The following is a 20759-nucleotide window of genomic DNA, read 5'->3' on the forward strand; positions in this document are numbered from 1 at the left end:
GAACGAATGCGCTTCGTTCTGCCGTTTTTGATTTTGCGGCCTTACCAGTGATTTGCAGGGGTATAGCTAAAAACAGCTATTTTTCAGCAGGTAATTATTGCAGCCATGAACATACTCCATTAACTATAAGACGATGGTCTGAGCCTCGTCGCCTTGGCGGGCGCGGATGACGCCGATCTGGCTAACGGTTTCGCCGGCGGCCTGCAACTGGGCGATGGCAGCAGCGGCATTTTGCTGCGAAACGATCACCACCATGCCGATACCGCAGTTGAACACCCGGTGCATTTCGGCGTCGGCCACGTTGCCGTGCTGTTGCAGCCAGGAAAACAGCGGCGGCATCGCCCACTTGCTGCGATCCAGTTCGGCGGTCAGGTGCGGCTGCAGCACGCGCGGCACGTTTTCGACCAGGCCGCCGCCGGTGATGTGCGCCATGCCCTTGACTTCCATCGCGTCGATCAACGCCAGCAACGGCTTGACGTACAGGTGGGTCGGCTCCATCAGCACATCGGCCAGCTTGCGGCCGTGGAAATCGCTGTCTAGGTCCGGTTGCGCGACTTCGATGATCTTGCGCACCAGCGAATAGCCGTTCGAGTGCGCGCCGGACGAGGCCAGCCCCAGCACCGCGTCGCCGGGGCCGATCTTGCTGCCGTCGATGATTTTCGATTTTTCGACCACGCCGACCGCGAAGCCGGCCAGGTCGTATTCGCCGTCCGGGTACATGCTCGGCATTTCGGCGGTTTCGCCCCCGATCAGCGCGCAGCCGGACAGCTCGCAACCCTTGGCGATGCCCTTGATGACATCGGTCGCGCTCGGCACGTCGAGCTTGCCGCAGGCGAAATAATCGAGGAAAAACAGCGGCTCAGCGCCCTGCACCAGGATATCGTTGACGCTCATCGCGACCAGATCGATGCCGACCGTGTCGTGCCGGTTCAGGTGGAACGCCAGCTTGAGCTTGGTGCCGACGCCGTCGGTGCCGGACACCAGCACCGGCTCCTTGTACTTTTTGCTGATTTCGAACAGGGCGCCGAAACCGCCGATGCCGCCCAGCACGCCTTCGCGCAGCGTGCGTTTGGCAAACGGCTTGATCGCTTCGATCAGCGCATCTCCCGCATCGATGTCAACACCGGCGTCGCGGTAGGAAAGGGAAACGTTTGGAGTCGAGTTCATGGTGTGATTGGCGGCAGAGGCGGTAAAATAAAGGAATATGACCGCGTCAACAGGCGCGGCAAAGTGGTATTTTATCAAATTGACCCGAACCGACACCCATTTAATGCCGCATACCTTCACTCCCGAGCAAAAACAATCCGCGCTGTGGCTGGCGCTGGGGGTATTGCTGGCCGTGCTGCTGGTCTTGCTGGGGCCGGTTCTGACGCCGTTCATTGCGGCGGCGATTCTGGCGTATGCGCTGAATCCGGGCGTCGACTGGCTCGACCGCCAGCGCATCGGCCGCTTCAGCCTGCCGCGTTCGGTGGCGGTATTGCTGGTGATTGCGCTGCTGTTTGCCGCCCTGCTGGCACTGATCCTGATCGTGGTGCCGGTGCTGCAGAGCCAATTGCCGCTGCTGCGCGAAAAAATTCCGGCCTTCCTGGCACAGGCCAACGATTTCCTCAGTCCGCGCCTGACGGCGCTGGGGATCCACGTCAATCTGGATGTCGAGGGCCTGAAAAAACTGCTGTCGTCGAAGCTGGCTTCCAGCAGCGACCAGATCTGGGGCACCTTGCTGACCTCGGCCAGGCAAGGCAGCTCGGCGGTGCTGGGATGGGCTGCAATGCTGCTGCTGATTCCGTTCATCCTGTTCTATCTGCTGCTGGACTGGCACCGCCTCCTGCACTCGGCCTTCAAGCTGTTGCCGCGCCAGTGGATCGACAAGACCCGGGCGCTCTCCGATGAGGTTGACGGCCTGCTGGCACAATACCTGCGCGGGCAGCTGCTGGTGATGCTGATGCTGGCTCTGTATTACTCGGCGACCCTGATGCTGGCCGGCTTCGACGTGGCGCTGCCGGTCGGCATCATCACCGGCTTGCTGGTGTTCATTCCGTACCTGGGTTTCGGGCTGGGCCTGATGCTGGCGCTGATTGCGGCGGTGCTGCAGTTCGACGGCATCCACGGGCTGGTTCTGGTGGCCGTGATTTACGGCCTGGGGCAAGTGCTGGAAAGCTTCTTCCTGACGCCGCGCCTGGTCGGCGAGCGCATCGGCCTGCATCCGCTGGCGGTGATTTTCGCGCTGATGGCGTTCGGCCAGCTGTTCGGCTTTGTCGGCATCCTGCTGGCGCTGCCGCTGTCGGCCATCATTTCGGTGGCGCTCAAGCATCTGCGCACACAGTATTTACAAAGCAGTTTTTACAACCAATGATGCGGCAACTATTACTCGATTTAGGGCCGGAAAAGCCGCAGACCTTCGATAACTTCTTCGTCGGCCAGAATCCCGAACTGGCCGAGCGCCTGCAGCAGATCGTGGCACGGGTTTCCAGCGAGCGCTTCGTTTACGTCTGGGGCCAGCCCGGCGCCGGCAAGACCCATCTGCTGCACGCGATGGCGGCCGCCGCCGCGCCGGCCGCGCGCTTCATCGGCGGCGGCGCCGGCGCCGCCGCGTTCCAGTTCGACCCTGCCATCACGCTGTATGTGATCGACGATTGCAACCAGTTATCGGCCGCGCTGCAGATCGAAGCCTTCAACCTGTTCAACCAGGTACGCGAGCACGGCTATGCGCTGGTGGCTGCCGGCAACCTGCCGCCGGCCACGCTGGCGGTGCGGGAAGACTTGCGCACCCGGCTTGGCTGGGGCCTGATTTACCGGCTGCATGAACTGACCGACGAGGACAAGATTGCCGCCCTGAGCCATTCGGCCCACATGCGCGGGTTGACCCTGTCGCCCGGCGTGCTGCCTTATCTGCTCACGCATACCCAGCGCGACATGCGTTCGCTGTCGACCATCCTCGACGAGCTCGATGCCTATTCCCTTGAAACCCAACGTCCGATCACGTTGTCGCTGCTGCGCAGCCTGCTGCAGCTGGAACAACCTGAAGGCGAACCGAAAGCATTATGAATTTAGCCTTGTTTGACCTCGATCACACCCTGATCCCGATCGATTCCGATTACGAATGGGGGCAATTCCTGGCGCGCATCGGCGCGGTCGACCGTGCCGCATTCGAACGGCGCAATGCAGCCTTCTTCGCGCAATACCAGGCCGGCACGCTGGACCCGGTCGAGTACCTGGAGTTCGCGCTCGGTACGCTGGCGCAATTCCCGCGCCGCCAGCTCGACGACTGGCATGCGCAATTCATGGCCGAAGTGATCCGGCCGGCAATCCGGCCGGCCGCGCTCGACTTGCTGAAACGCCACCAGGACGCCGGCGACCTGAGCGCCATCATCACCGCCACCAACCGCTTCGTCACCGCGCCGATTGCCGAAGCGCTGGGAGTGCCGCACCTGATCGCGGCCGAGCCGGAAATCCTGGCCGACGGCAGCATCAGCGGCAAGCTGATCGGCATTCCGACTTCCGGCGCCGGCAAGGTCAGCCACACGCGCGACTGGCTGGCTGGCATGGGGAAAACGCTGGACAGCTTCGAGCGCAGCCATTTTTACAGCGATTCGCAAAACGACATCCCGCTCTTGTCGGCCGTCACCGACCCGGTGGCGACCAATCCCAATGCCTTGCTGGAAGCGCACGCCAAGGCGCTCGGCTGGCCCATCCTGAAATTATTCAATGATTAAAAAATTCATCCGCAAGATATTGGGCGTCAAGAACAAGACCGACGCCGCCGGCAACAACATGGAGCCGGACCTGCTCGACCCGAAGCAGCACGGCATCGACCCCAAGCTGCTGTCCAACAACGCGATCCGCGTCACCCAGACCCTACAGGAAGCCGGCTTCAAGGCGTATGTGGTGGGCGGCGCGGTGCGCGACCTGCTGCTGGGCGTGAAGCCGAAGGATTTCGACATCGCCACCAACGCCACCCCGGAGCAGGTCAAGCGGCTGTTCCGGCGCGCGTTCATCATCGGCAAGCGGTTCCAGATCGTGCACGTGATGTTCGGCCAGGACTTGCTGGAAGTGACCACCTTCCGCGGCCCGGCCGCAGTCGAGTCGCCCAAGGACGAGCACGGCCGGGTGCTGCGCGACAACACCTTCGGCGCCCACCACGAGGATGCGGTACGGCGCGACTTCACCATCAACGCGATGTACTACGATCCGGCGACCCAGAGCGTGCTCGATTTCCACGGCGGCATGGCCGACATCCGCAAGAAGACGCTGCGCATCATCGGCGTGCCGGAAGCGCGCTACCGCGAAGACCCGGTGCGCATGCTGCGGGTGGTGCGCTTCGCCGCCCGGCTGCAGTTTTCGATCGATCCGGCCACCGCGGCGCCGATCGCGGTGATGGCGCCGCTGATCAACAACGTGCCGTCGGCGCGGGTGTTCGACGAGATGCTCAAGCTGCTGCTCTCCGGCCAGGCGCTGGCCTGCCTGAAACGCTTGCGCTCGGAAGGCTTGCACCACGGCTTGCTGCCGCTGCTGGACGTGGTGCTGGAGCAGCCGATGGGCGAAAAATTCATCACGCTGGCGCTGGAAGCCACCGACGAGCGCGTCAGGCAGGGCAAGCCGGTCTCGCCCGGCTTCCTGTTCGCCTCGCTGCTGTGGCATCAGGTGCTGGAAAAATGGAATGCCTACCAGGCCGCCGGCGAGTTCCCGATCCCGGCGCTGCATCTGGCCGCCGACGACGTGCTCGACACCCAGGCCGACAAGCTGGCGATCCAGCGCAAGATCGGCTCCGACATGCGCGACATCTGGGCCATGCAGCCGCGCTTCGAGCGCCGCACCGGCAAGTCGCCGTACAAGCTGCTGGAACACCCGCGCCTGCGCGCCGCGTACGACTTCCTGCTGCTGCGCTGCGCCTCCGGCGAAATCGATGCCGAACTCGGCGAATGGTGGACCAATTTCATGACCGCCGACGGCAACGAACGCGAAGTTTTGCTGGCCGCCAAGCCGCGCACTGCCGGCACCGGCGCCAAGAAGCGCAGCAGCTCGCGCGGCGGGCGCGGCCGCAGGAAAGCCAGCGACAGCGCCGAAGGCGCGGCATGACAGCGCAGCCGACGCCGGTGCTGGCCTACATCGGCCTGGGCGCCAACCTCGGCGATGCGCGCAGCCAGGTGCTGGGCGCGCTCGCGCAACTGCAGACCCTGCCGCAGACGCGCCTGCGCGCGCAATCGAGCCTGTTTCGCAGCGCTCCGGTCGACGCCGGCGGCGACGACTACGTGAACGCGGTGGCGCAACTGGAAACCCGGCTGCCGGCTGCCGACCTGCTGCTGGCGCTGCAAGCGATCGAGCACGATTTCGGCCGCCAGCGCCCGTATCGGAATGCACCGCGCACGCTCGACCTCGACCTGCTGCTGTACGGCGAGCAGGAGATTGCCGGCGCCGCGCTGCAGGTGCCGCATCCGCGCATCACCGAGCGCGCGTTCGTGCTGATCCCGCTGCTGGAAATCGACCCGCTGATCCTGATCCCGGGCCGCGGCGCTGCGCATCAGTTCGCTCCGGCAGTCGCCGGCCAGCGCATCCAGAGGATCTGAAGCGCCTTTCGCGCAGAAATATACATGCCATAGTATTTTTTATTCCGTAGAAAATACGCGCAAAAACGATACAATTCAGCATATACCCCACATTCAAGCACTCCAGCTGGACCATGCCCAATTCAATCGCCCTGCAGACCGTCGGCCTGCTGTTCTTCTCGAATATTTTCATGACCGTGGCCTGGTACGGCCACCTGAAAAATTTCGCCAGCAAACCGTGGTGGATCGCGGCGCTGGTGAGCTGGGCAATTGCGCTGTTCGAGTACCTGCTGCAGGTGCCGGCCAACCGCATCGGCTACGCCCAGTTCAGCCTGGCGCAACTGAAAATCATGCAGGAAGCGATTACACTCACGGTGTTCGTGCCGTTCGCGATGCTCTACATGGGCCAGCCGTTCAAGCTCGATTACCTGTGGGCCGCGCTGTGCCTGGTGGGCGCGGTGTACTTCATTTTCCGCTCGTAACGCCGCTTGCCGTTTTATTCGTTGAAGTACTTTTGATGAGGATGCACCATGGCTGGATATATTCAAGACCCGCAACGCAAGGCCACCACCATTGCGACCCTGGCTGCGCTGCATGCCGCCGGCGAAAAAATCGCGATGCTGACCTGCTACGACGCCAGCTTTGCCGCGCTGATGGACCGCTGCGGCGTCGACATGCTGCTGATCGGCGATTCGCTCGGCATGGTGTGCCAGGGGCACGACTCGACGCTGCCGGTGTCGCTGCAGGACATCGCCTACCACACCGCCAGCGTGGCGCGCGGCAATCAGGCCGCGTTCATCGTGGCCGACATGCCGTTCGGCAGCTACGCCACGCCGGAAGCGGCGTTCCATAACGCGGTGCAGCTGGTCCAGGCCGGCGCGCAGATGGTCAAGCTCGAGGGCGGCGCCTGGCTGGCCGACACCGTGCGCTTCCTGACCGAGCGCGCGATTCCGGTCTGCGCCCACCTCGGCCTGACGCCGCAATCGGTGCACCAGCTGGGTGGCTACAAGGTGCAGGGCAAGACGCAGCAGGCGGCCGACCTGCTGAAAGCCGACGCGCTGGCGCTGCAAGCGGCCGGCGCCGCGATGCTGCTGCTGGAGGCGATTCCGGCCGCACTCGGGCGCGAAGTGACAGAATTGCTGGCGATCCCGACCATCGGCATCGGCGCCGGGCCGGATTGCTCCGGCCAGGTGCTGGTGATGCACGACTTGCTGGGCGTGTTTCCAGGCCGCAAGGCGCGCTTCGTGAAGAACTTCATGGACGGCCAGACCAGCATCGACGCTGCGGTGCAGGCGTATGTGGCAGCGGTCAAGGACAAATCGTTCCCGGCCGCCGAACACTGCTTCTGAAGCGCCGCTGGCCATGATGGAGGCGACCCGCGCGGCGTTCGTCCTGCTGTTTTCGGGCGACCCCGCGCTATGGCAGATCATCTGGGTGTCGCTCAAGACTTCCAGCGTCGGGCTGGCGATTGCCACTCCGCTGGCGCTGCTGGGCGGCTATGCGCTGGCGCGCGGCAATTTCCGCGGCCGCCGCATCCTGATCTGGCTGGCGCAGGCGGCGCTGTCGGTGCCGACGGTGCTGATCGGCCTGCTGCTGTACATGATGCTGACGCGCCGGGGGCCGCTGGGCGAGCTGCAATGGCTGTTTGCGCAGCCCGGCATCATCGCCGGGCAGGCGCTGATCGCGCTGCCGGTGCTGGTCGCGCTGACGCTGGCGGCGGTGCAGGCGGCCGACCCGCGCCTGGCGGAAACCGCGGTCACGCTCGGCGCGTCGCGCCTGCGCGTGATGCTCACGCTGCTGCATGAGGTGCGGTTCGGCGTGATGGCGGCGGTCATCAACGGTTTTGGCCGGGTGATTTCGGAAGTCGGTTGCGCGATGATGGTCGGCGGCAATATCGCCGGCGCGACCCGCACCATCACCACCGCGATTGCGCTGGAAACCAGCAAGGGCGAGTTCGCGCAGGGCATCGCGCTGGGCATCGTGCTGATCGCGATTGCGCTGGCAATCAATGCGGCGCTGATGCTGCTGCAGGGCGACGCCCGGCATCAGGGGCAGCTGCGATGACCATACCGCTGCTCCAGTTGCGCCAACTGCGCAAGCGCCACGGCCAGCGCCTGCTGTTCGAGATCGACGATTTTTCCATCGCCAGCGCCAGCGCCTATGTGCTGACCGGCATCAACGGCGCCGGCAAAAGCACGCTGCTGCGCATCTTGGCGGGACTGGAGCCGGCCGAATGCGCGTCTCTCGCGCTGCTCGGCCAAGCGATGCCGCTGGCGCCCTACCCAAGCGCCTTGCGCGCCGCGATCATTTACGTGCACCAGCATCCGGTCATGTTTGCCGGCAGCGTGGCTGCCAATATCGGCTACGGCCTGAACCGGCGCGGCAATACCAGCGCCTGGCGCGCCGAGCGGATCGACGAAGCGATGGCCTGGGCCGGCGTCGCGCACCTGCGTGACAACCCGGCCACCACGCTGTCCGGCGGCGAAAAGCAGCGGGTCGCGCTGGCGCGCGCCCGCATCCTGCAACCCAGGCTGCTGCTGCTGGACGAGCCGACCTCGAACCTCGACGGCGCCGCGCGCGAGCAGGTGATCGGGCTGATTCCGGCGCTGCTGGCAGAAGGCAGCAGCGTGATCATGGCCTGCCACGACCGCGACCTGATCGCGTTGCCGCAAGTGCAACGAATCAAACTGCGCGACGGCCGGCTGCAGCTGCATGCCCGCTCGGAGTAACCGGCCATCACTCAATACATCATGCTGTATTTTTAAATTCCGCTGATATCAATACGGAAATAACATGATTTATTGCCATACTCCAGAAAAAATCACTATTTGTACGATCACAGTTCATAGCGGGCAAACACCGTCGCCAGTTTTTGCGCCAGCGATTCGGCTGAATTGACTTCCATCCCGAGCTCGCGCAGCAAGCCGTCCTGCAAGCCGTACACCCAGCCGTGCACGGTAACTTCCTGGCCGCGCTCCCAGGCGTCCTGCAGGATGGTGGTCTGGCACAGATTGGTGACCTGCTCGATCACATTCAGTTCGCACAGGCGATCCTGCTGAGCCCGGTTCGGCAAGACATCGCCGAAATATTTTTCATGCTTCTGATGCACGTCCTGCACATGGCGCAGCCAGTTGTCGGCCAGGCCGATGCGGCGCCGCATCAATGCCGCGCTCACCCCGGAGCAGCCGTAATGGCCGCAGATGATCACATGCTTGACGCTCAGCACATCGATGGCGAACTGCAGCACCGACAGGCAGTTCAAGTCGGTATGCACCACCACATTGGCGATATTGCGATGGACAAACAGTTCGCCCGGCAGCATGCCGAGCAATTCGTTGGCCGGAACGCGGCTGTCGGCGCAACCGATCCACAGGTATTCCGGTGCCTGCTGCGCCGCCAGTTTCTTGAAAAAATCCGCATCTTCGGCCTTGATGGCTGCAGCCCAATTCTGGTTATTCAGAAAAAGCTGTGCTGGCGAAAGGTCCGTTTTTGGTTCTGGCATCTGCCCATACTCCTGAAAAAACATCATAGCCGCGATCCTTCCGACAGCCGGCACCGTACCCGATGCGCGCACATTTTATCGGAATCAGGCTGTGAATTCATTAGTGGCCACTCACATCGGCCGGCGGATGCACGATGGATTCTGCAATCAAATTATTCGAAAAAACCCTTCACCTTATCCATCCAGGATTTGCTTTGCGGGCTGTGCTTGGCGCCGCCTTCCGAAGTCAGACGCTCGAATTCGCGCAGGCTGGCTTTCTGGGCTTCCGTCAATTTGACCGGAGTTTCAATCACGACGTGGCAAAACAGATCGCCCGCATAACCGGAGCGCACGCCCTTGATGCCCTTGCTGCGCAAGCGGAAAGTCTTGCCGGACTGGGTGCCCTCGGGGATCGAGAACGACGCCTTGCCGCTCAGAGTCGGCACTTCGATGTCGCCGCCGAGCGCCGCCTTGGTGAAGGAAATCGGAATCTCGCAGTGCAGATCGTCGCCGTCGCGCTGGAACACCGCATGTTGCTTGATGTGGACTTCCACGTACAGGTCGCCCGACGGGCCGCCATTGGTGCCGGGTTCGCCGTTGCCGGAGGAGCGGATCCGCATGCCGTCGTCGATGCCGGCCGGAATCTTCACTTCCAGCGTCTTGTTGCGCTTGATCTTGCCGGCGCCGCCGCACGGCGGACAGGGATCGGTGATGGTCTTGCCGGTGCCGTGGCATTTCGGGCAGGTTTGCTGGATGCTGAAGAAACCCTGCTGCATGCGCACCTGGCCGTGGCCGCCGCAGGTGGAACAGGTGGCAGGCGCAGTGCCGGCCTTGGCGCCGCTGCCGTGGCAGGTATCGCAGGTATCCCACGACGGCACCCGGATCGTGGTGTCGAAGCCGTGCGCGGCCTGCTCCAGCGTGATTTCGAGGTTGTAGCGCAAATCCGCGCCGCGATATACCTGCGGCCCGGCACCGCGCCCGCCGCGCGCGCCGCTGCCGAAAATGTCGCCAAAAATGTCGCCGAAGGCATCGCCGAAGCCGCCGGCGCCGGCGCCACCGCCGCCACCCATGTTGGGATCGACGCCGGCATGGCCGTAACGGTCGTAGGCATCGCGCTTTTGCGCATCCGACAGCATCTCGTAGGCTTCCTTGACCTCCTTGAACTTGCCTTCCGCGGTCTTGCTGTCCGGATTGCGGTCCGGATGGTGTTTCATTGCGAGCTTGCGATACGCTTTCTTGATTTCTTCCTCGGAAGCGTTTTTCGCCACGCCCAGTACTTCATAAAAATCACGCTTCGCCATCTTTTTCCAACCTTTTACTCAAAGCTATTAGTTATTCCAATTTGCATTAGAAAGGAGAGCAAGGCACACCGGACACGGCGCTTGATGCCTTGCATACCGCCGCCGTTTTTAATGCAAATGGGAATATGCAAAAAGCCGAGCCAGCATCGCTTGCGCTTCTGCATGAACTCGGCAAGCCATTGCGGCGCAGCAAACACTGCGCCGCCCGACAGGAAATTACTTGTCCTTGACTTCCTTGAAATCGGCATCGACCACATCGTCTTCGGCCGGTTTTGCCTCTGCACCGCCCGCACCTCCGGCCGCGCCGCCAGCGGCTGCACCTGCCGCCGCCTGTTGCGCCTGCATGTCGGCGTACATCTTTTCACCCAGCTTTTGCGATGCAGTCGACAGGGTAGCGGTCTTGGCGTCGATGACAGCCTTGTCGTTGCCCTTGATTACCTCCTCCAGCTCCTTGATGGCGGCTTCGATCTGCTCTTTCTCGCCGGCCTCGAGCTTGTCGCCGTACTCGCCCAGCGATTTGCGGGTCGAGTGCACCAGCGCATCGCCCTGGTTGCGGGCGTCGGCCAGCTCGCGGAGCTTGTGATCCTCTTCCGCATTCAGCTCGGCGTCCTTGACCATTTTCTGGATTTCTTCCTCGGTCAGGCCCGAGTTGGCCTTGATCGTGATCTTGTTTTCCTTGCCGGTCGCCTTGTCTTTCGCGCCGACATGCAGGATGCCGTTGGCGTCGATGTCGAACGTGACTTCGATCTGCGGCGTGCCGCGGCCTGCCGGCGGGATGCCTTCCAGATTGAATTCGCCCAGCGCCTTGTTGCCGGCGGCGATTTCGCGCTCGCCCTGGAACACCTTGATGGTGACCGCAGGCTGGTTGTCTTCGGCGGTCGAGAACACCTGGCTGAACTTGGTCGGGATCGTGGTGTTCTTCTGGATCATCTTGGTCATCACGCCGCCCATGGTCTCGATGCCGAGCGACAGCGGTGTTACGTCCAGCAACAGCAAATCCTTGCGGTCGCCCGACAATACCGAACCCTGGATCGCAGCGCCGACCGCCACCGCCTCATCCGGATTGACGTCCTTGCGCGGATCCTTGCCGAAGAATTCCTTGACCTTCTCCTGCACCATCGGCATCCGGGTCATGCCGCCGACCAGGATGATGTCGTCGATATCGGTGACCTTGACGCCGGCGTCCTTGATCGCGGTGCGGCACGGTTCGATGGTGCGGATGATCAGCTCCTCAACCAGCGACTCCAGCTTGGCGCGGGTCATTTTCAGGTTCAGATGCACCGGTGCGCCGTTGGCCATCGCAATGTACGGCTCATTGATTTCGGTTTGCTGAGTCGAAGACAACTCGATCTTCGCGCGCTCGGCGGACGCCTTGATGCGCTGCAATGCGATCGGGTCCTTCTTCAGATCGAGGCCGTTGATCTTCTTGAACTCGTCGATGATGTAATCGATGATGCGCTGGTCGAAATCTTCGCCGCCGAGGAAAGTGTCGCCGTTGGTCGACAGCACTTCAAACTGCTTCTCGCCATCAACATCGGCGATTTCGATGATCGAGACGTCGAAGGTGCCGCCGCCCAGATCGTAGACAGCAATCTTGCGATCGCCCTTTTCGGTCTTGTCCATGCCGAACGCCAATGCGGCGGCAGTCGGCTCGTTAATGATGCGCTTGACATCCAGGCCGGCGATGCGACCGGCATCCTTGGTGGCCTGGCGCTGCGAATCATTGAAGTAAGCCGGCACCGTGATGACGGCTTCGGTGACTTCTTCGCCGAGGTAGTCTTCGGCGGTCTTTTTCATCTTGCGCAAGACTTCGGCCGAGATTTGCGGCGGCGCCAGTTTCTTGTCGCGGGTCGAAATCCAGGCGTCGCCGTTGTCTGCCTTGATAATCGAAAAAGGCATCAGCCCGATGTCTTTCTGGACTTCCTTTTCGTCGAACTTGCGGCCGATCAGGCGCTTGACCGCGAACAGCGTATTGGTCGGATTAGTGACTGCCTGGCGCTTGGCGGAGGCGCCGACCAGAATTTCGCCGTCTTCCTGATACGCAATGATGGACGGCGTGGTGCGCGCACCTTCCGCATTCTCGATCACTTTCGGCTGGCCGTTTTCTATGACGGAAACGCAAGAATTGGTTGTGCCCAAGTCAATGCCGATGATTTTGCCCATGATGTTATCCTTTTTAGACTGAGTGACTAAAGTTTGATTGTTGTAAATATGTGGAGAAAAAAACCGTTTTCAAGCATTTTTTACCACTATTCTGTTATTTATTTACCTTGCGATACCGTCACCAGCGCCGGGCGCAACAAGCGGTCCGAAATCATGTAGCCTTTTTGCAGTACGGTGACTATGGTATTGGCCTCCTGCTCGGCCGGCACCATCGATACTGCCTGATGACGGCTTGGATCGAGCTTGTCGCCCGGTTGCGGGGACACTTCGGTCAACTTGTTTTTCTCGAACGCGCTGGCAAGTTGCTTCAAGGTCATTTCGACGCCTTCCTTGAGCGCAGCGACTGACGGCGTCTCGATGGCCAGCGCCGTTTCCAGGCTATCCCTGACCGGCACCAGCAACTCGGCAAAACCTTCGATAGCGAACTTGTGCGCCTTGCTGATGTCGTCCTGGGCGCGACGGCGAATGTTTTCGGCATCGGCCTTGGCGCGCAGGAATGCATCCTGCATCTCGGCGATTTTGGCTTGCGCCTCTGCCAGTTGCTGCGCCAGCGCTGCAGCGCCAGCAGGTTGCTCGGCACCCGCAGGTGCGTCCTGCTCCGGCGACGAGGTATCCGACGGATTCATTTGTTCTGTTTGTTGCTCTGCGTTTTGCATGAAAAGCCTCCGACAATCAATAACCTAATTTCAACATCCAAAATAAATGGGGCTGTCCCAACCATATTCAAGGGGGGAGCCGCTGCAAATGCGGCAGCATGCACCGATCTGCCGCGCTGCGCTGCCGCCCGCTTCCGTTACAGAAGGTAACCAAAATTACTGTGCCCGCATGGTATTTCAGGTCCGCTGCGGCTAGACTGAAAATGGAACGAACCAGTCGCCCACCGGCGTGGAAAGGTGAACATCATGAGGTTACCGCTAATTTTCGCATCCGTCCTGGCTTATGTCCTGCTTGCCACCGCATGGATTTGCAAAACTGTGGACAGCACGCCAATTTTCTGATTCGACGGCAGCGCAAGTCCCGTTTGAACCTTGTTCCAAGGCGGGTTAGAGTATGCCGAAAAATACATTCGAAACCGCATATAAATAAATCCGTTTGCAGAATACCCCTGATTTTTGCATTACGATGCGGCGCCGAGCCGGCGTGATTCGGTGCGCGCGATTTGCGCGGCTGCCTGCTGCGCCGCGCGGGAGTCGGCGTTGCTGGCGGTCGGCCAGCCGCCGGCGTGCTGCAGCACGATATCGGCCAGCGCATGCACCCATGCCGCGGACTCGTTGAGGCAGGCGATATAGCGAAAGTCGCGCCCGCCGGCGGCCAGGAAGTCATGACGCGCTTCGATCGCGATTTCTTCCAGCGTTTCCAGGCAGTCGCTGGTGAAGCCGGGGCAGATCAAATCGACCCGCGCCACGCCTTCCCTCGCCAATTTCTGCAAGCTTGGCGCGGTATACGGCTGCAGCCATTCAGCCTTGCCGAAACGGGACTGGAACGTCACCAGGTATTGCTCCTGGGTCAACCCGAGTGCCGCTGCCAGCAGGCGGGCGGTCTTGTAGCATTCGCAATGGTAAGGGTCGCCCAGCGTCAGCGTGCGCTTCGGCACGCCGTGAAAGCTCATCACCAGCCGGTCCGGACGGCCGTTGGCCTGCCAGTGCGCCAGCACCGACTGCTTCAGGGCGTCGATATAGCCGGGGTGGTCGTGATAATGCTTGACCAGGCGCAACTCCGGAATGTTGCGCACCTTGCGGTAATGGGCAAACACCGCGTCGAACACCGATGCGGTGGTGGTGGCCGAATACTGCGGATAGGCCGGCAGGATCAGGATGCGCTCGCAGCCATCCGCCTTCAGCTGGTCGAGCACTCCCGGCAGCGATGGCTGGCCGTAGCTCATCGCATACGCGACCTGCAACTGGTGGCCGCGCTGGCCCAGGTAACCCTGCAGCAGCCGGGCCTGTTTTTCGGTGTGGACTTTCAGCGGCGAACCATCCGCGGTCCAGATGGTCGCGTACTTGGCCGCCGATTTGCCGGCGCGCAGCGGCAGGATGATGCCGTGCAGGATCAGCCACCAGAGCGCCTTCGGAATCTCGACCACGCGGCTATCCGACAGGAATTGCTTCAGGTAAGGCCGCAGCGCGGCCGCGGTCGGCGCTTCCGGCGTGCCGAGGTTGACCAGCACCACGGCGGTTTTGGACGGCGTGCCGTGAACGTACGGCGGTTCTGCTTGAAAGGACATGGATCGATGGCTTCCGGTGGCGGGTTAGGCATCGCTTCTGCAGCGATACATCAATGGGTATTTTCAGTACCGCGCTGAATAATTGCGGCATTCATATGTTTTTGCAGCATACTCCGCGCATTTAGAGCGCCAGCAACTCGCGCGCATGCTTGCGGGTGGTGGCGGTGATCTCGATCCCGCCGAGCATGCGGGCGATTTCTTCGACCCGGTTTTTGGCGTCGAGCGCGGCGATGCGGGACAGGGTTTTGCCGTTCCGGCTTTCCTTGCTGACCTCGAAATGCTGGTTGGCCTGGCTGGCCACCTGCGGCAAGTGCGTCACGCACAGCACCTGCCGGTCCTGCCCCAGCCGCTTGAGCAGACGGCCGACCACTTCGGCCACGCCGCCGCCGATGCCGCTGTCGACTTCATCGAAGATCAGCGTCGGCGTCGCGGTGGCGCTGGAAGTGATGACCGAAATCGCCAGCGCAATGCGCGCCAGTTCGCCGCCGGAGGCGACCTTGGCCAATGGCCGCGGCGCACTGCCGGCATGGCCGGCCACCAGAAACTCGACCTGCTCCAGCCCGCATGCTGCCGCATCGATCGGATGCAATGCCACCACGAAGCGCCCGCCGGCCATGCTCAAATCCTGCATCGCGGCGCTCACCGCATCGCCCAGGGTTTTGGCAGCCTTCGCCCTCGCCTTGGACAATTTTTGCGCCAGCAGCAGGTAGGCCGCTTTTGCATTGCCTTCCTGCGCGTGCAGCGCGTCGAGATCGCTGGCGTCGGCCAGTTGCCGCAGTTGCAGCGACAGCGCATCGCATTCAGCCGGCAGCTGTTCCGGCGCGATCCGGAATTTGCGCGCGGTCGAATGCAGCGCGTCGAGCCGCGCCTCGACGGCGCGCAGCCGATTCGGATCGAGTTCGACCCGTCCCAGGTAATCGTTGAGCGCATACACTGCTTCCTGCAACTGGATGCGGGCCGGCTCCAGCAGTTCCAGCACCGGCTTCAATGCGCCGTCGATGTCGGCCAGCTTGCCCAGCTTCTGGTTCAGGCTCGAGAGTTGCGACAAGATCGGCTGCTCGGCTTCGGAAATCGCATCCAGCGCCTCCTGCGCGCCCTCGATCAGGCCGGCCGCATGCGACAGGCGGCTGTGTTCGGCGCTGACCTGCTCCCATTCGCCCGGCCTGGCCGCGAGTTTTTCCAGTTCGCCGACCTGCCACTCGAGCCGCTCGCGCTCCAGCAGCACGTTTTTCGCGTCTTTTTCGAAGGTTTCGCGCTGTTTGGCGATGCCGCGCCAGTCCCGGTAGGCGGCAGCCACTGCGCGCGCCTGCGGCAGCAGGCCGGCTTGGCTGTCGAGCAGGGTGCGCTGGGCATCGGGCTTCAGCAGCGACTGGTGCGCATGCTGGCCGTGGATATCGACCAGCATTTCGCCGACCTCGCGCAACTGGGCGGCGGTGGCGGCACCGCCGTTGATGAAGGCTTTGGAGCGACCGGCATTGTCGATCACGCGGCGCAGCAGCAGTGCGCCCTCTTCGCTCTGGAATGCATTGGCATCCAGCCAGGCGGCGGTTTCCGCATCGACGGCGAACTCGGCGCTGAGTTCGGCCTTGGGCGCGCCTTCGCGCACCACGCTGGCATCGCCGCGCCCGCCCAGCGCCAGCGCCAGCGCATCGATCAGAATCGACTTGCCGGCGCCGGTTTCGCCGGTAAACACCGAAAACCCGCCGGAAAATTCCAGCTCGAGGGCATCGACAATCACGAAATCACGGATGGAAAGTGTACGTAGCATAAGGGTATCTGCAAGAGTCGGGATCTGCGGCAGACTGCCGCAGGCATGGCGCCGGGCGACCTACGTCTGCGGCCCTTTGGCGCTCGGGATTTCATTCCAGTGCAGTTTCTCGCGCAGGGTGTCGTAATAACTCCAGCCTTGCGGGTGTATGAAGGTGATCCGGTGCGCGGAACGCTTGAGATGGATACGGTCGCGCGGCAACAGGCTGGCGAACGACTGCATGTCGAAATTGACGCTGGTGTCGCGGCCGCTGACGACCTCGATCATGATTTCGCTCGAATCGGGCACCACGATCGGACGATTCGACAACGCGTGCGGAGCAATCGGCACCAGCACGATGCCGCTCAGGTTGGGATGCAGCAAGGGCCCGCCGGCCGACAGCGAATACGCGGTCGAACCGGTCGGCGTCGAGACGATCAGCCCGTCGGAGCGCTGGTTGTACATGAAGCGGCCATCGACATCGACCCGCAACTCGACCATGCCGGCGCCGGCGCCGCGCGACACCACCACATCGTTGAACGCCAGCGCCGAAAATATCCGTTCGCCATCGCGCAGCACCGCGCCTTCCAGCAGCGTGCGGGATTCGGATTCGAAATTGCCTGCCAGCATATCGGTCAGCACCGGCAACATGCCATCGAGCGGAATATCGGTCATGAAGCCCAACCGGCCCTGATTGATGCCGATCAGCGGCACGCCATACGGCGCCAGCTGGCGCGCGATGCCGAGCATGGTGCCGTCGCCGCCGACCACAATCGCCACGTCGGCATGCTGGCCGATTTGCGCCGGCGTCATTGCCGCAAAATCGGTCGACCCGATCTCGCGCGCGGTTTCGGTTTCCAGCACGACGGTATGCCCTGCATCATCGAAAAAATGGGCGATCCGGGACAGCGACTGTGCGATGCCGGGAGCCTGACTCTTACCAACGAAGGCAATGGTTTTTGGCGTTGCTGACATAGTGGGCTGGGCTGGAGTAAGGGAGGACGGCATGCGCAGATTAGACCATAATTCAGCCATCTCTTGAAGGATGTGAAAGATAAGCATTTTGAAAACTCCGATCAAAGCTGTGCTGTTCGACCTCGATGACACCTTGTGGCCGATCGTCCCGGTACTGGAGCGGGCTGAAAACCTGTTGCACGACTGGCTGGCCGCGCATGCGCCGGCGGTAGCCGAGCGTTATACGATCGACATGCTGCGGGCTCGCCGGCAGGCGCTGATGCAAGCCGAGCCGCGCTACCGCATCGACCTGTGGGGCTTGCGCCATGCAACGCTGTGCGAAGCCTTCCGCCAGGTCGGCGCGGATATTGCCAGGGTTGACCAGGCAATGGCGGTCTTCTCCACTGCGCGCAGTGCGGTCACGCCGTTCGAGGATGTGCTGCCGGGACTGCTCAGGCTGAATGCGCGGCTGGCGGTAGGCTCGATTTCGAACGGTTTTGCCGATCTGCAGGCCATCGGCATCGCGCACCATTTCCAGGCCTCGATTGCGGCGCACCGCTTCGGCCGCGCCAAACCCGATCCGCAAATTTTTCATGCGGCCTGCGCCGCCCTCGCGGTCCAGCCGCAGCAGGCGGTATATGTCGGCGACGATCTGCTGCTGGACGTGCAAGGCGCGCAAAATGCCGGATTGCGCGGCGTCTGGATGAACCGCTTCGGGCGCAGCCTGACGGCAGATATCCATCCGGACGCGGTCTGCACCACGCTGCATGAACTCGAACGCTGGCTGCTTGATCCGATCGGCCCATAATTCATGTTGCCAATCGCGGCTGCCGCCCCCATGTAGGTAAAAGTCAACCCGCTCTCTTTCTATAAACCTATGCAACTCGATATCCGTGCACAAACCCTGCTGAAGGCCCTGGTCGAACGCTATATCGCAGACGGCCAGCCGGTCGGCTCGCGCGCCTTGTCGAAACTGTCGGGGCTGGATTTGTCGCCCGCCACCATCCGCAATGTCATGTCCGACCTGGAGCAAATGGGCTTCATCGTCAGCCCGCATACGTCAGCCGGACGGATTCCGACGCCGCGCGGCTATCGGGTCTTCGTCGATACCCTGCTGACGGTGCAAGCCTTCGACGAGACTGCGGTCGAATCCAGGATGCAAGCCACGCTGTCCGGCAAATCGCCGCAAAAAATCATCACCAATGCAGCCCAGGTGCTGTCTTCGCTGTCGCAGTTCGCCGGCGTGGTGCTGACGCCGCGGCATGAATCGGTATTTCAGCAGATCGAATTTCTGCGCCTGTCAAAAAAACGGATACTGCTGGTGATCGTCAGCCCGGGCGGCGACGTGCAGAACCGCCTGCTGCTGACCGAAGTCGATTACACCCCGGCACAGCTGGTGCAGGCCGCCAATTACATTAACCAGAATTACGGCGGATTGAGCTTCGACGAGGTGCGGCTGCGGCTGCAAAACGAATTGCGCAGCCTGCGCGACGACATGACGCGCCTGATGCAGGCCGCGGTGGAAGCCGGCAGCGAAGCAATGACCGATGACAGCGAAGATGTGGTGATCTCGGGCGAGTGCAACTTGCTGCATGTGGGCGACCTGGCCGCCAACATGGGCTCGCTGCGCAAACTGTTCGACATGTTCGAGCAAAAAACCGGCCTGATGCAATTGCTCGACATGTCCAGCAAGGCCACCGGGGTACAGATTTTCATCGGCGGCGAATCGCAGCTGATGCCGATGGACGACACCAGCATCGTCACCGCACCCTACGAAGTCAACGGCCGCATTGTCGGCACGCTGGGCGTAATCGGGCCGACCCGGATGGCGTACGAACGCGTGATACCGATGGTGGATATCACCGCCAAACTGCTGTCGAATGCGTTAAGTCACTGATGCTGTGTACTGGTTGCGTACTTGTCCACGCCAGGCAGGAGCCGGCCCGGCGCTCCGGATGATTTCGTAAAAACAAGGAGTATTGCCATTTTCATGGCATCCACCGCACATACTTGTTGCGCATGATAAATATACTGCCAGTTTTATATATCCGCCTTTTGGGTGTATTGCGGGCATATTGTGCGCATGCGCCGGGAGCATGCAAACATCGGTCCAGCCATTAACCCGGTGCGCTATTTAGTGCGGTACGGACAATCGGTCTTGATGCAATTGCCGTACAGCGCCAGCGCATGCTCGGAGATGTGAAAACCGCGATCGGCCGCGATTTTTTTCTGGCGCTTCTCGATTTCTTCATCGTAGAACTCTTCCACCCGGCCGCAGTCGAGGCAGACCAGGTGATCGTGATGCGCGCCCTCATTGAGTTCGAAGATCGCCTTGCCCGTCTCGAAATAGTTGCGGTTGAGCAAACCGGCCTGCTCGAATTGCGTCAGTACCCGATACACGGTAGCCAGACCGACATCCATATTTTCAGCCAGTAATATCTTGTACACATCTTCGGCCGTCAGGTGGCGCACCGCGCTGTTCTGGAAAATATCGAGAATCTTCAGGCGCGGTAAGGTGGCCTTCAGGCCGCTGGCTTTTAAGTCGTTGGGGTTATGGATCATGTTCATGGGCGAAATCATAGCGCGGACTGGCAATGCATGCATCCACATATCCGCTGCGCTTATTGCCCGCTTCTTGCCCGTTGCGGGAAATTTTTCTTTCTTGATCGCAAAGGCACAAGCAGGCGAAACGGACAAAGTGTACGGCTGATTTGGAAATGGAATAAGATTCGGGCAGTTCTGTTTTATCATAGTGCGCTTTAGCGCCATTGAATCGAGATACCTTATGCGATTGCTGCACTCCCCCTCTTCCCGTGCCGTCCTGCTGATTGCCGGCCTGTGCCTGGCTCTGGCCGGATGCGCCACCAAGAACCCGCTGATGGACGATGCGCCCCTGGCCAAGACCACGGCCGCAACTCCGGTCAAAGCCGCTTCTGCGGCAGCGCCCGATGCCGCCACCGGGACCCAGACCAGCGGCCCGACCGGCATCCGCCGTGTACTGGGTGTTTTTTCCCCTTACAAGATCGACATTCAGCAGGGTAATTTCGTATCGAGGGAAATGATATCCCAGCTCAGGGAAGGCATGACGCGCGATCAGGTCCGCTTCGTGCTCGGCACACCGATGCTCAGCGATATTTTCCACGCCGACCGCTGGCATTACCCGTTTCAGATTCAGAAAGGCAACGGCGAAATCACCGCCAGCCGCGTCGCCGTGTACTTCAAGGATGATCTGCTGGAACGCTTTGAGGGCGGCGACTTGCCGACCGAACAGGACTACATCTCGCGCATAGCCGGCGGCGCGCCGGACGACACAACAGCCCCGGCAGCCGCTGCCATCAAATAATTA

Annotated in this window: 21 protein-coding genes; 12 read left to right on the forward strand and 9 right to left on the reverse strand. The window is 61.7% G+C overall.

Going from position 1 to position 20759, the window contains the following annotated elements:
- Nucleotides 1–123: 123 nt before the first annotated feature.
- Nucleotides 124–1167, reverse strand: a complete 1044-nt coding sequence (gene purM / locus HMCN_RS0101700) for a phosphoribosylformylglycinamidine cyclo-ligase (RefSeq protein WP_025915745.1) — start codon at nucleotides 1165–1167, stop codon at nucleotides 124–126.
- Nucleotides 1168–1270: 103 nt separating this feature from the next.
- Between purM and HMCN_RS0101705 the strand changes: the two genes are divergently transcribed.
- The 9 genes from HMCN_RS0101705 (at nucleotide 1271) to HMCN_RS0101745 (ending at nucleotide 8272) form a co-directional block, all read left to right on the forward strand.
- Nucleotides 1271–2353 carry an AI-2E family transporter gene (locus tag HMCN_RS0101705; protein ID WP_025915746.1) on the forward strand — a complete coding sequence of 361 codons (1083 nt, stop codon included), beginning with the start codon at nucleotides 1271–1273 and terminating at the stop codon, nucleotides 2351–2353.
- The gene (gene hda, locus HMCN_RS0101710) at nucleotides 2353–3045 is read left to right on the forward strand and encodes a DnaA regulatory inactivator Hda (protein ID WP_025915747.1); all 693 of its coding nucleotides are present in this window, start codon (nucleotides 2353–2355) and stop codon (nucleotides 3043–3045) included. The genes HMCN_RS0101705 and hda overlap by 1 nt, the downstream gene beginning before the upstream one ends.
- A complete protein-coding gene (locus HMCN_RS0101715) occupies nucleotides 3042–3713 on the forward strand; it encodes an HAD family phosphatase (protein WP_025915748.1) in 672 nt (223 codons plus the stop codon). Before hda ends, HMCN_RS0101715 begins: the two co-directional genes overlap by 4 nt.
- Nucleotides 3706–5076 carry a polynucleotide adenylyltransferase PcnB gene (gene pcnB, locus HMCN_RS0101720; RefSeq protein ID WP_025915749.1) on the forward strand — a complete coding sequence of 457 codons (1371 nt, stop codon included), beginning with the start codon at nucleotides 3706–3708 and terminating at the stop codon, nucleotides 5074–5076. Before HMCN_RS0101715 ends, pcnB begins: the two co-directional genes overlap by 8 nt.
- Nucleotides 5073–5564, forward strand: coding sequence for a 2-amino-4-hydroxy-6-hydroxymethyldihydropteridine diphosphokinase (folK, locus tag HMCN_RS0101725; RefSeq protein ID WP_025915750.1), 492 nt, complete (start codon nucleotides 5073–5075; stop codon nucleotides 5562–5564). The genes pcnB and folK overlap by 4 nt, the downstream gene beginning before the upstream one ends.
- Nucleotides 5565–5677: 113 nt before the next feature.
- Nucleotides 5678–6025 (forward strand): DMT family protein, encoded by a 348-nt coding sequence (locus tag HMCN_RS0101730; protein WP_025915751.1) that lies wholly within the window; start codon nucleotides 5678–5680, stop codon nucleotides 6023–6025.
- A gap of 48 nt (nucleotides 6026–6073) precedes the next feature.
- Nucleotides 6074–6892 (forward strand): 3-methyl-2-oxobutanoate hydroxymethyltransferase, encoded by an 819-nt coding sequence (gene panB / locus HMCN_RS0101735; protein WP_025915752.1) that lies wholly within the window; start codon nucleotides 6074–6076, stop codon nucleotides 6890–6892.
- 13 nt (nucleotides 6893–6905) lie between these two features.
- Complete coding sequence (locus HMCN_RS0101740) at nucleotides 6906–7607, forward strand: ABC transporter permease (RefSeq protein WP_369792129.1); 702 nt, start codon at nucleotides 6906–6908, stop codon at nucleotides 7605–7607.
- A complete protein-coding gene (locus HMCN_RS0101745; protein WP_025915754.1) occupies nucleotides 7604–8272 on the forward strand; it encodes an ATP-binding cassette domain-containing protein in 669 nt (222 codons plus the stop codon). Before HMCN_RS0101740 ends, HMCN_RS0101745 begins: the two co-directional genes overlap by 4 nt.
- Before the next feature lie 107 nt (nucleotides 8273–8379).
- Here HMCN_RS0101745 and can read toward each other — a convergent pair whose 3' ends face one another.
- From can to HMCN_RS0101785, 7 genes are all read right to left on the reverse strand, one after another.
- Nucleotides 8380–9045 (reverse strand): carbonate dehydratase, encoded by a 666-nt coding sequence (gene can / locus HMCN_RS0101750; protein ID WP_025915755.1) that lies wholly within the window; start codon nucleotides 9043–9045, stop codon nucleotides 8380–8382.
- Between the two features lie 152 nt (nucleotides 9046–9197).
- Nucleotides 9198–10325: a molecular chaperone DnaJ gene (gene dnaJ, locus HMCN_RS0101755; protein ID WP_025915756.1), complete on the reverse strand. Its 1128-nt coding sequence runs from the start codon at nucleotides 10323–10325 to the stop codon at nucleotides 9198–9200.
- 216 nt (nucleotides 10326–10541) lie between these two features.
- Nucleotides 10542–12488 carry a molecular chaperone DnaK gene (dnaK, locus tag HMCN_RS0101765; protein WP_025915758.1) on the reverse strand — a complete coding sequence of 649 codons (1947 nt, stop codon included), beginning with the start codon at nucleotides 12486–12488 and terminating at the stop codon, nucleotides 10542–10544.
- 98 nt (nucleotides 12489–12586) lie between these two features.
- The gene (grpE, locus tag HMCN_RS0101770) at nucleotides 12587–13144 is read right to left on the reverse strand and encodes a nucleotide exchange factor GrpE (RefSeq protein WP_025915759.1); all 558 of its coding nucleotides are present in this window, start codon (nucleotides 13142–13144) and stop codon (nucleotides 12587–12589) included.
- A 461-nt stretch (nucleotides 13145–13605) separates the two neighbouring features.
- Nucleotides 13606–14712 (reverse strand): ferrochelatase, encoded by a 1107-nt coding sequence (gene hemH, locus HMCN_RS0101775; RefSeq protein ID WP_025915760.1) that lies wholly within the window; start codon nucleotides 14710–14712, stop codon nucleotides 13606–13608.
- Nucleotides 14713–14833: 121 nt separating this feature from the next.
- Nucleotides 14834–16480 (reverse strand): DNA repair protein RecN, encoded by a 1647-nt coding sequence (gene recN, locus HMCN_RS0101780; protein ID WP_025915761.1) that lies wholly within the window; start codon nucleotides 16478–16480, stop codon nucleotides 14834–14836.
- Nucleotides 16481–16540: 60 nt separating this feature from the next.
- Nucleotides 16541–17434 (reverse strand): NAD kinase, encoded by an 894-nt coding sequence (locus HMCN_RS0101785; protein WP_025915762.1) that lies wholly within the window; start codon nucleotides 17432–17434, stop codon nucleotides 16541–16543.
- A gap of 85 nt (nucleotides 17435–17519) precedes the next feature.
- On the opposite strand from HMCN_RS0101785, the gene HMCN_RS0101790 reads away from it, so the two are divergent.
- Together HMCN_RS0101790 and hrcA are read left to right on the forward strand one after the other, a co-directional pair.
- Nucleotides 17520–18221 (forward strand): HAD family hydrolase, encoded by a 702-nt coding sequence (locus tag HMCN_RS0101790; RefSeq protein ID WP_025915763.1) that lies wholly within the window; start codon nucleotides 17520–17522, stop codon nucleotides 18219–18221.
- Between the two features lie 69 nt (nucleotides 18222–18290).
- The gene (hrcA, locus tag HMCN_RS0101795; protein ID WP_025915764.1) at nucleotides 18291–19310 is read left to right on the forward strand and encodes a heat-inducible transcriptional repressor HrcA; all 1020 of its coding nucleotides are present in this window, start codon (nucleotides 18291–18293) and stop codon (nucleotides 19308–19310) included.
- Between the two features lie 233 nt (nucleotides 19311–19543).
- Here hrcA and fur read toward each other — a convergent pair whose 3' ends face one another.
- Nucleotides 19544–19975 carry a ferric iron uptake transcriptional regulator gene (gene fur / locus HMCN_RS0101800; protein WP_025915765.1) on the reverse strand — a complete coding sequence of 144 codons (432 nt, stop codon included), beginning with the start codon at nucleotides 19973–19975 and terminating at the stop codon, nucleotides 19544–19546.
- A gap of 223 nt (nucleotides 19976–20198) precedes the next feature.
- Between fur and HMCN_RS0101810 the strand changes: the two genes are divergently transcribed.
- Nucleotides 20199–20756 (forward strand): outer membrane protein assembly factor BamE, encoded by a 558-nt coding sequence (locus HMCN_RS0101810; protein WP_051566684.1) that lies wholly within the window; start codon nucleotides 20199–20201, stop codon nucleotides 20754–20756.
- Nucleotides 20757–20759 lie beyond the last annotated feature (3 nt).

Source organism: Herminiimonas sp. CN (assembly GCF_000622895.1).
GTDB lineage: Bacteria > Pseudomonadota > Gammaproteobacteria > Burkholderiales > Burkholderiaceae_D > AVCC01.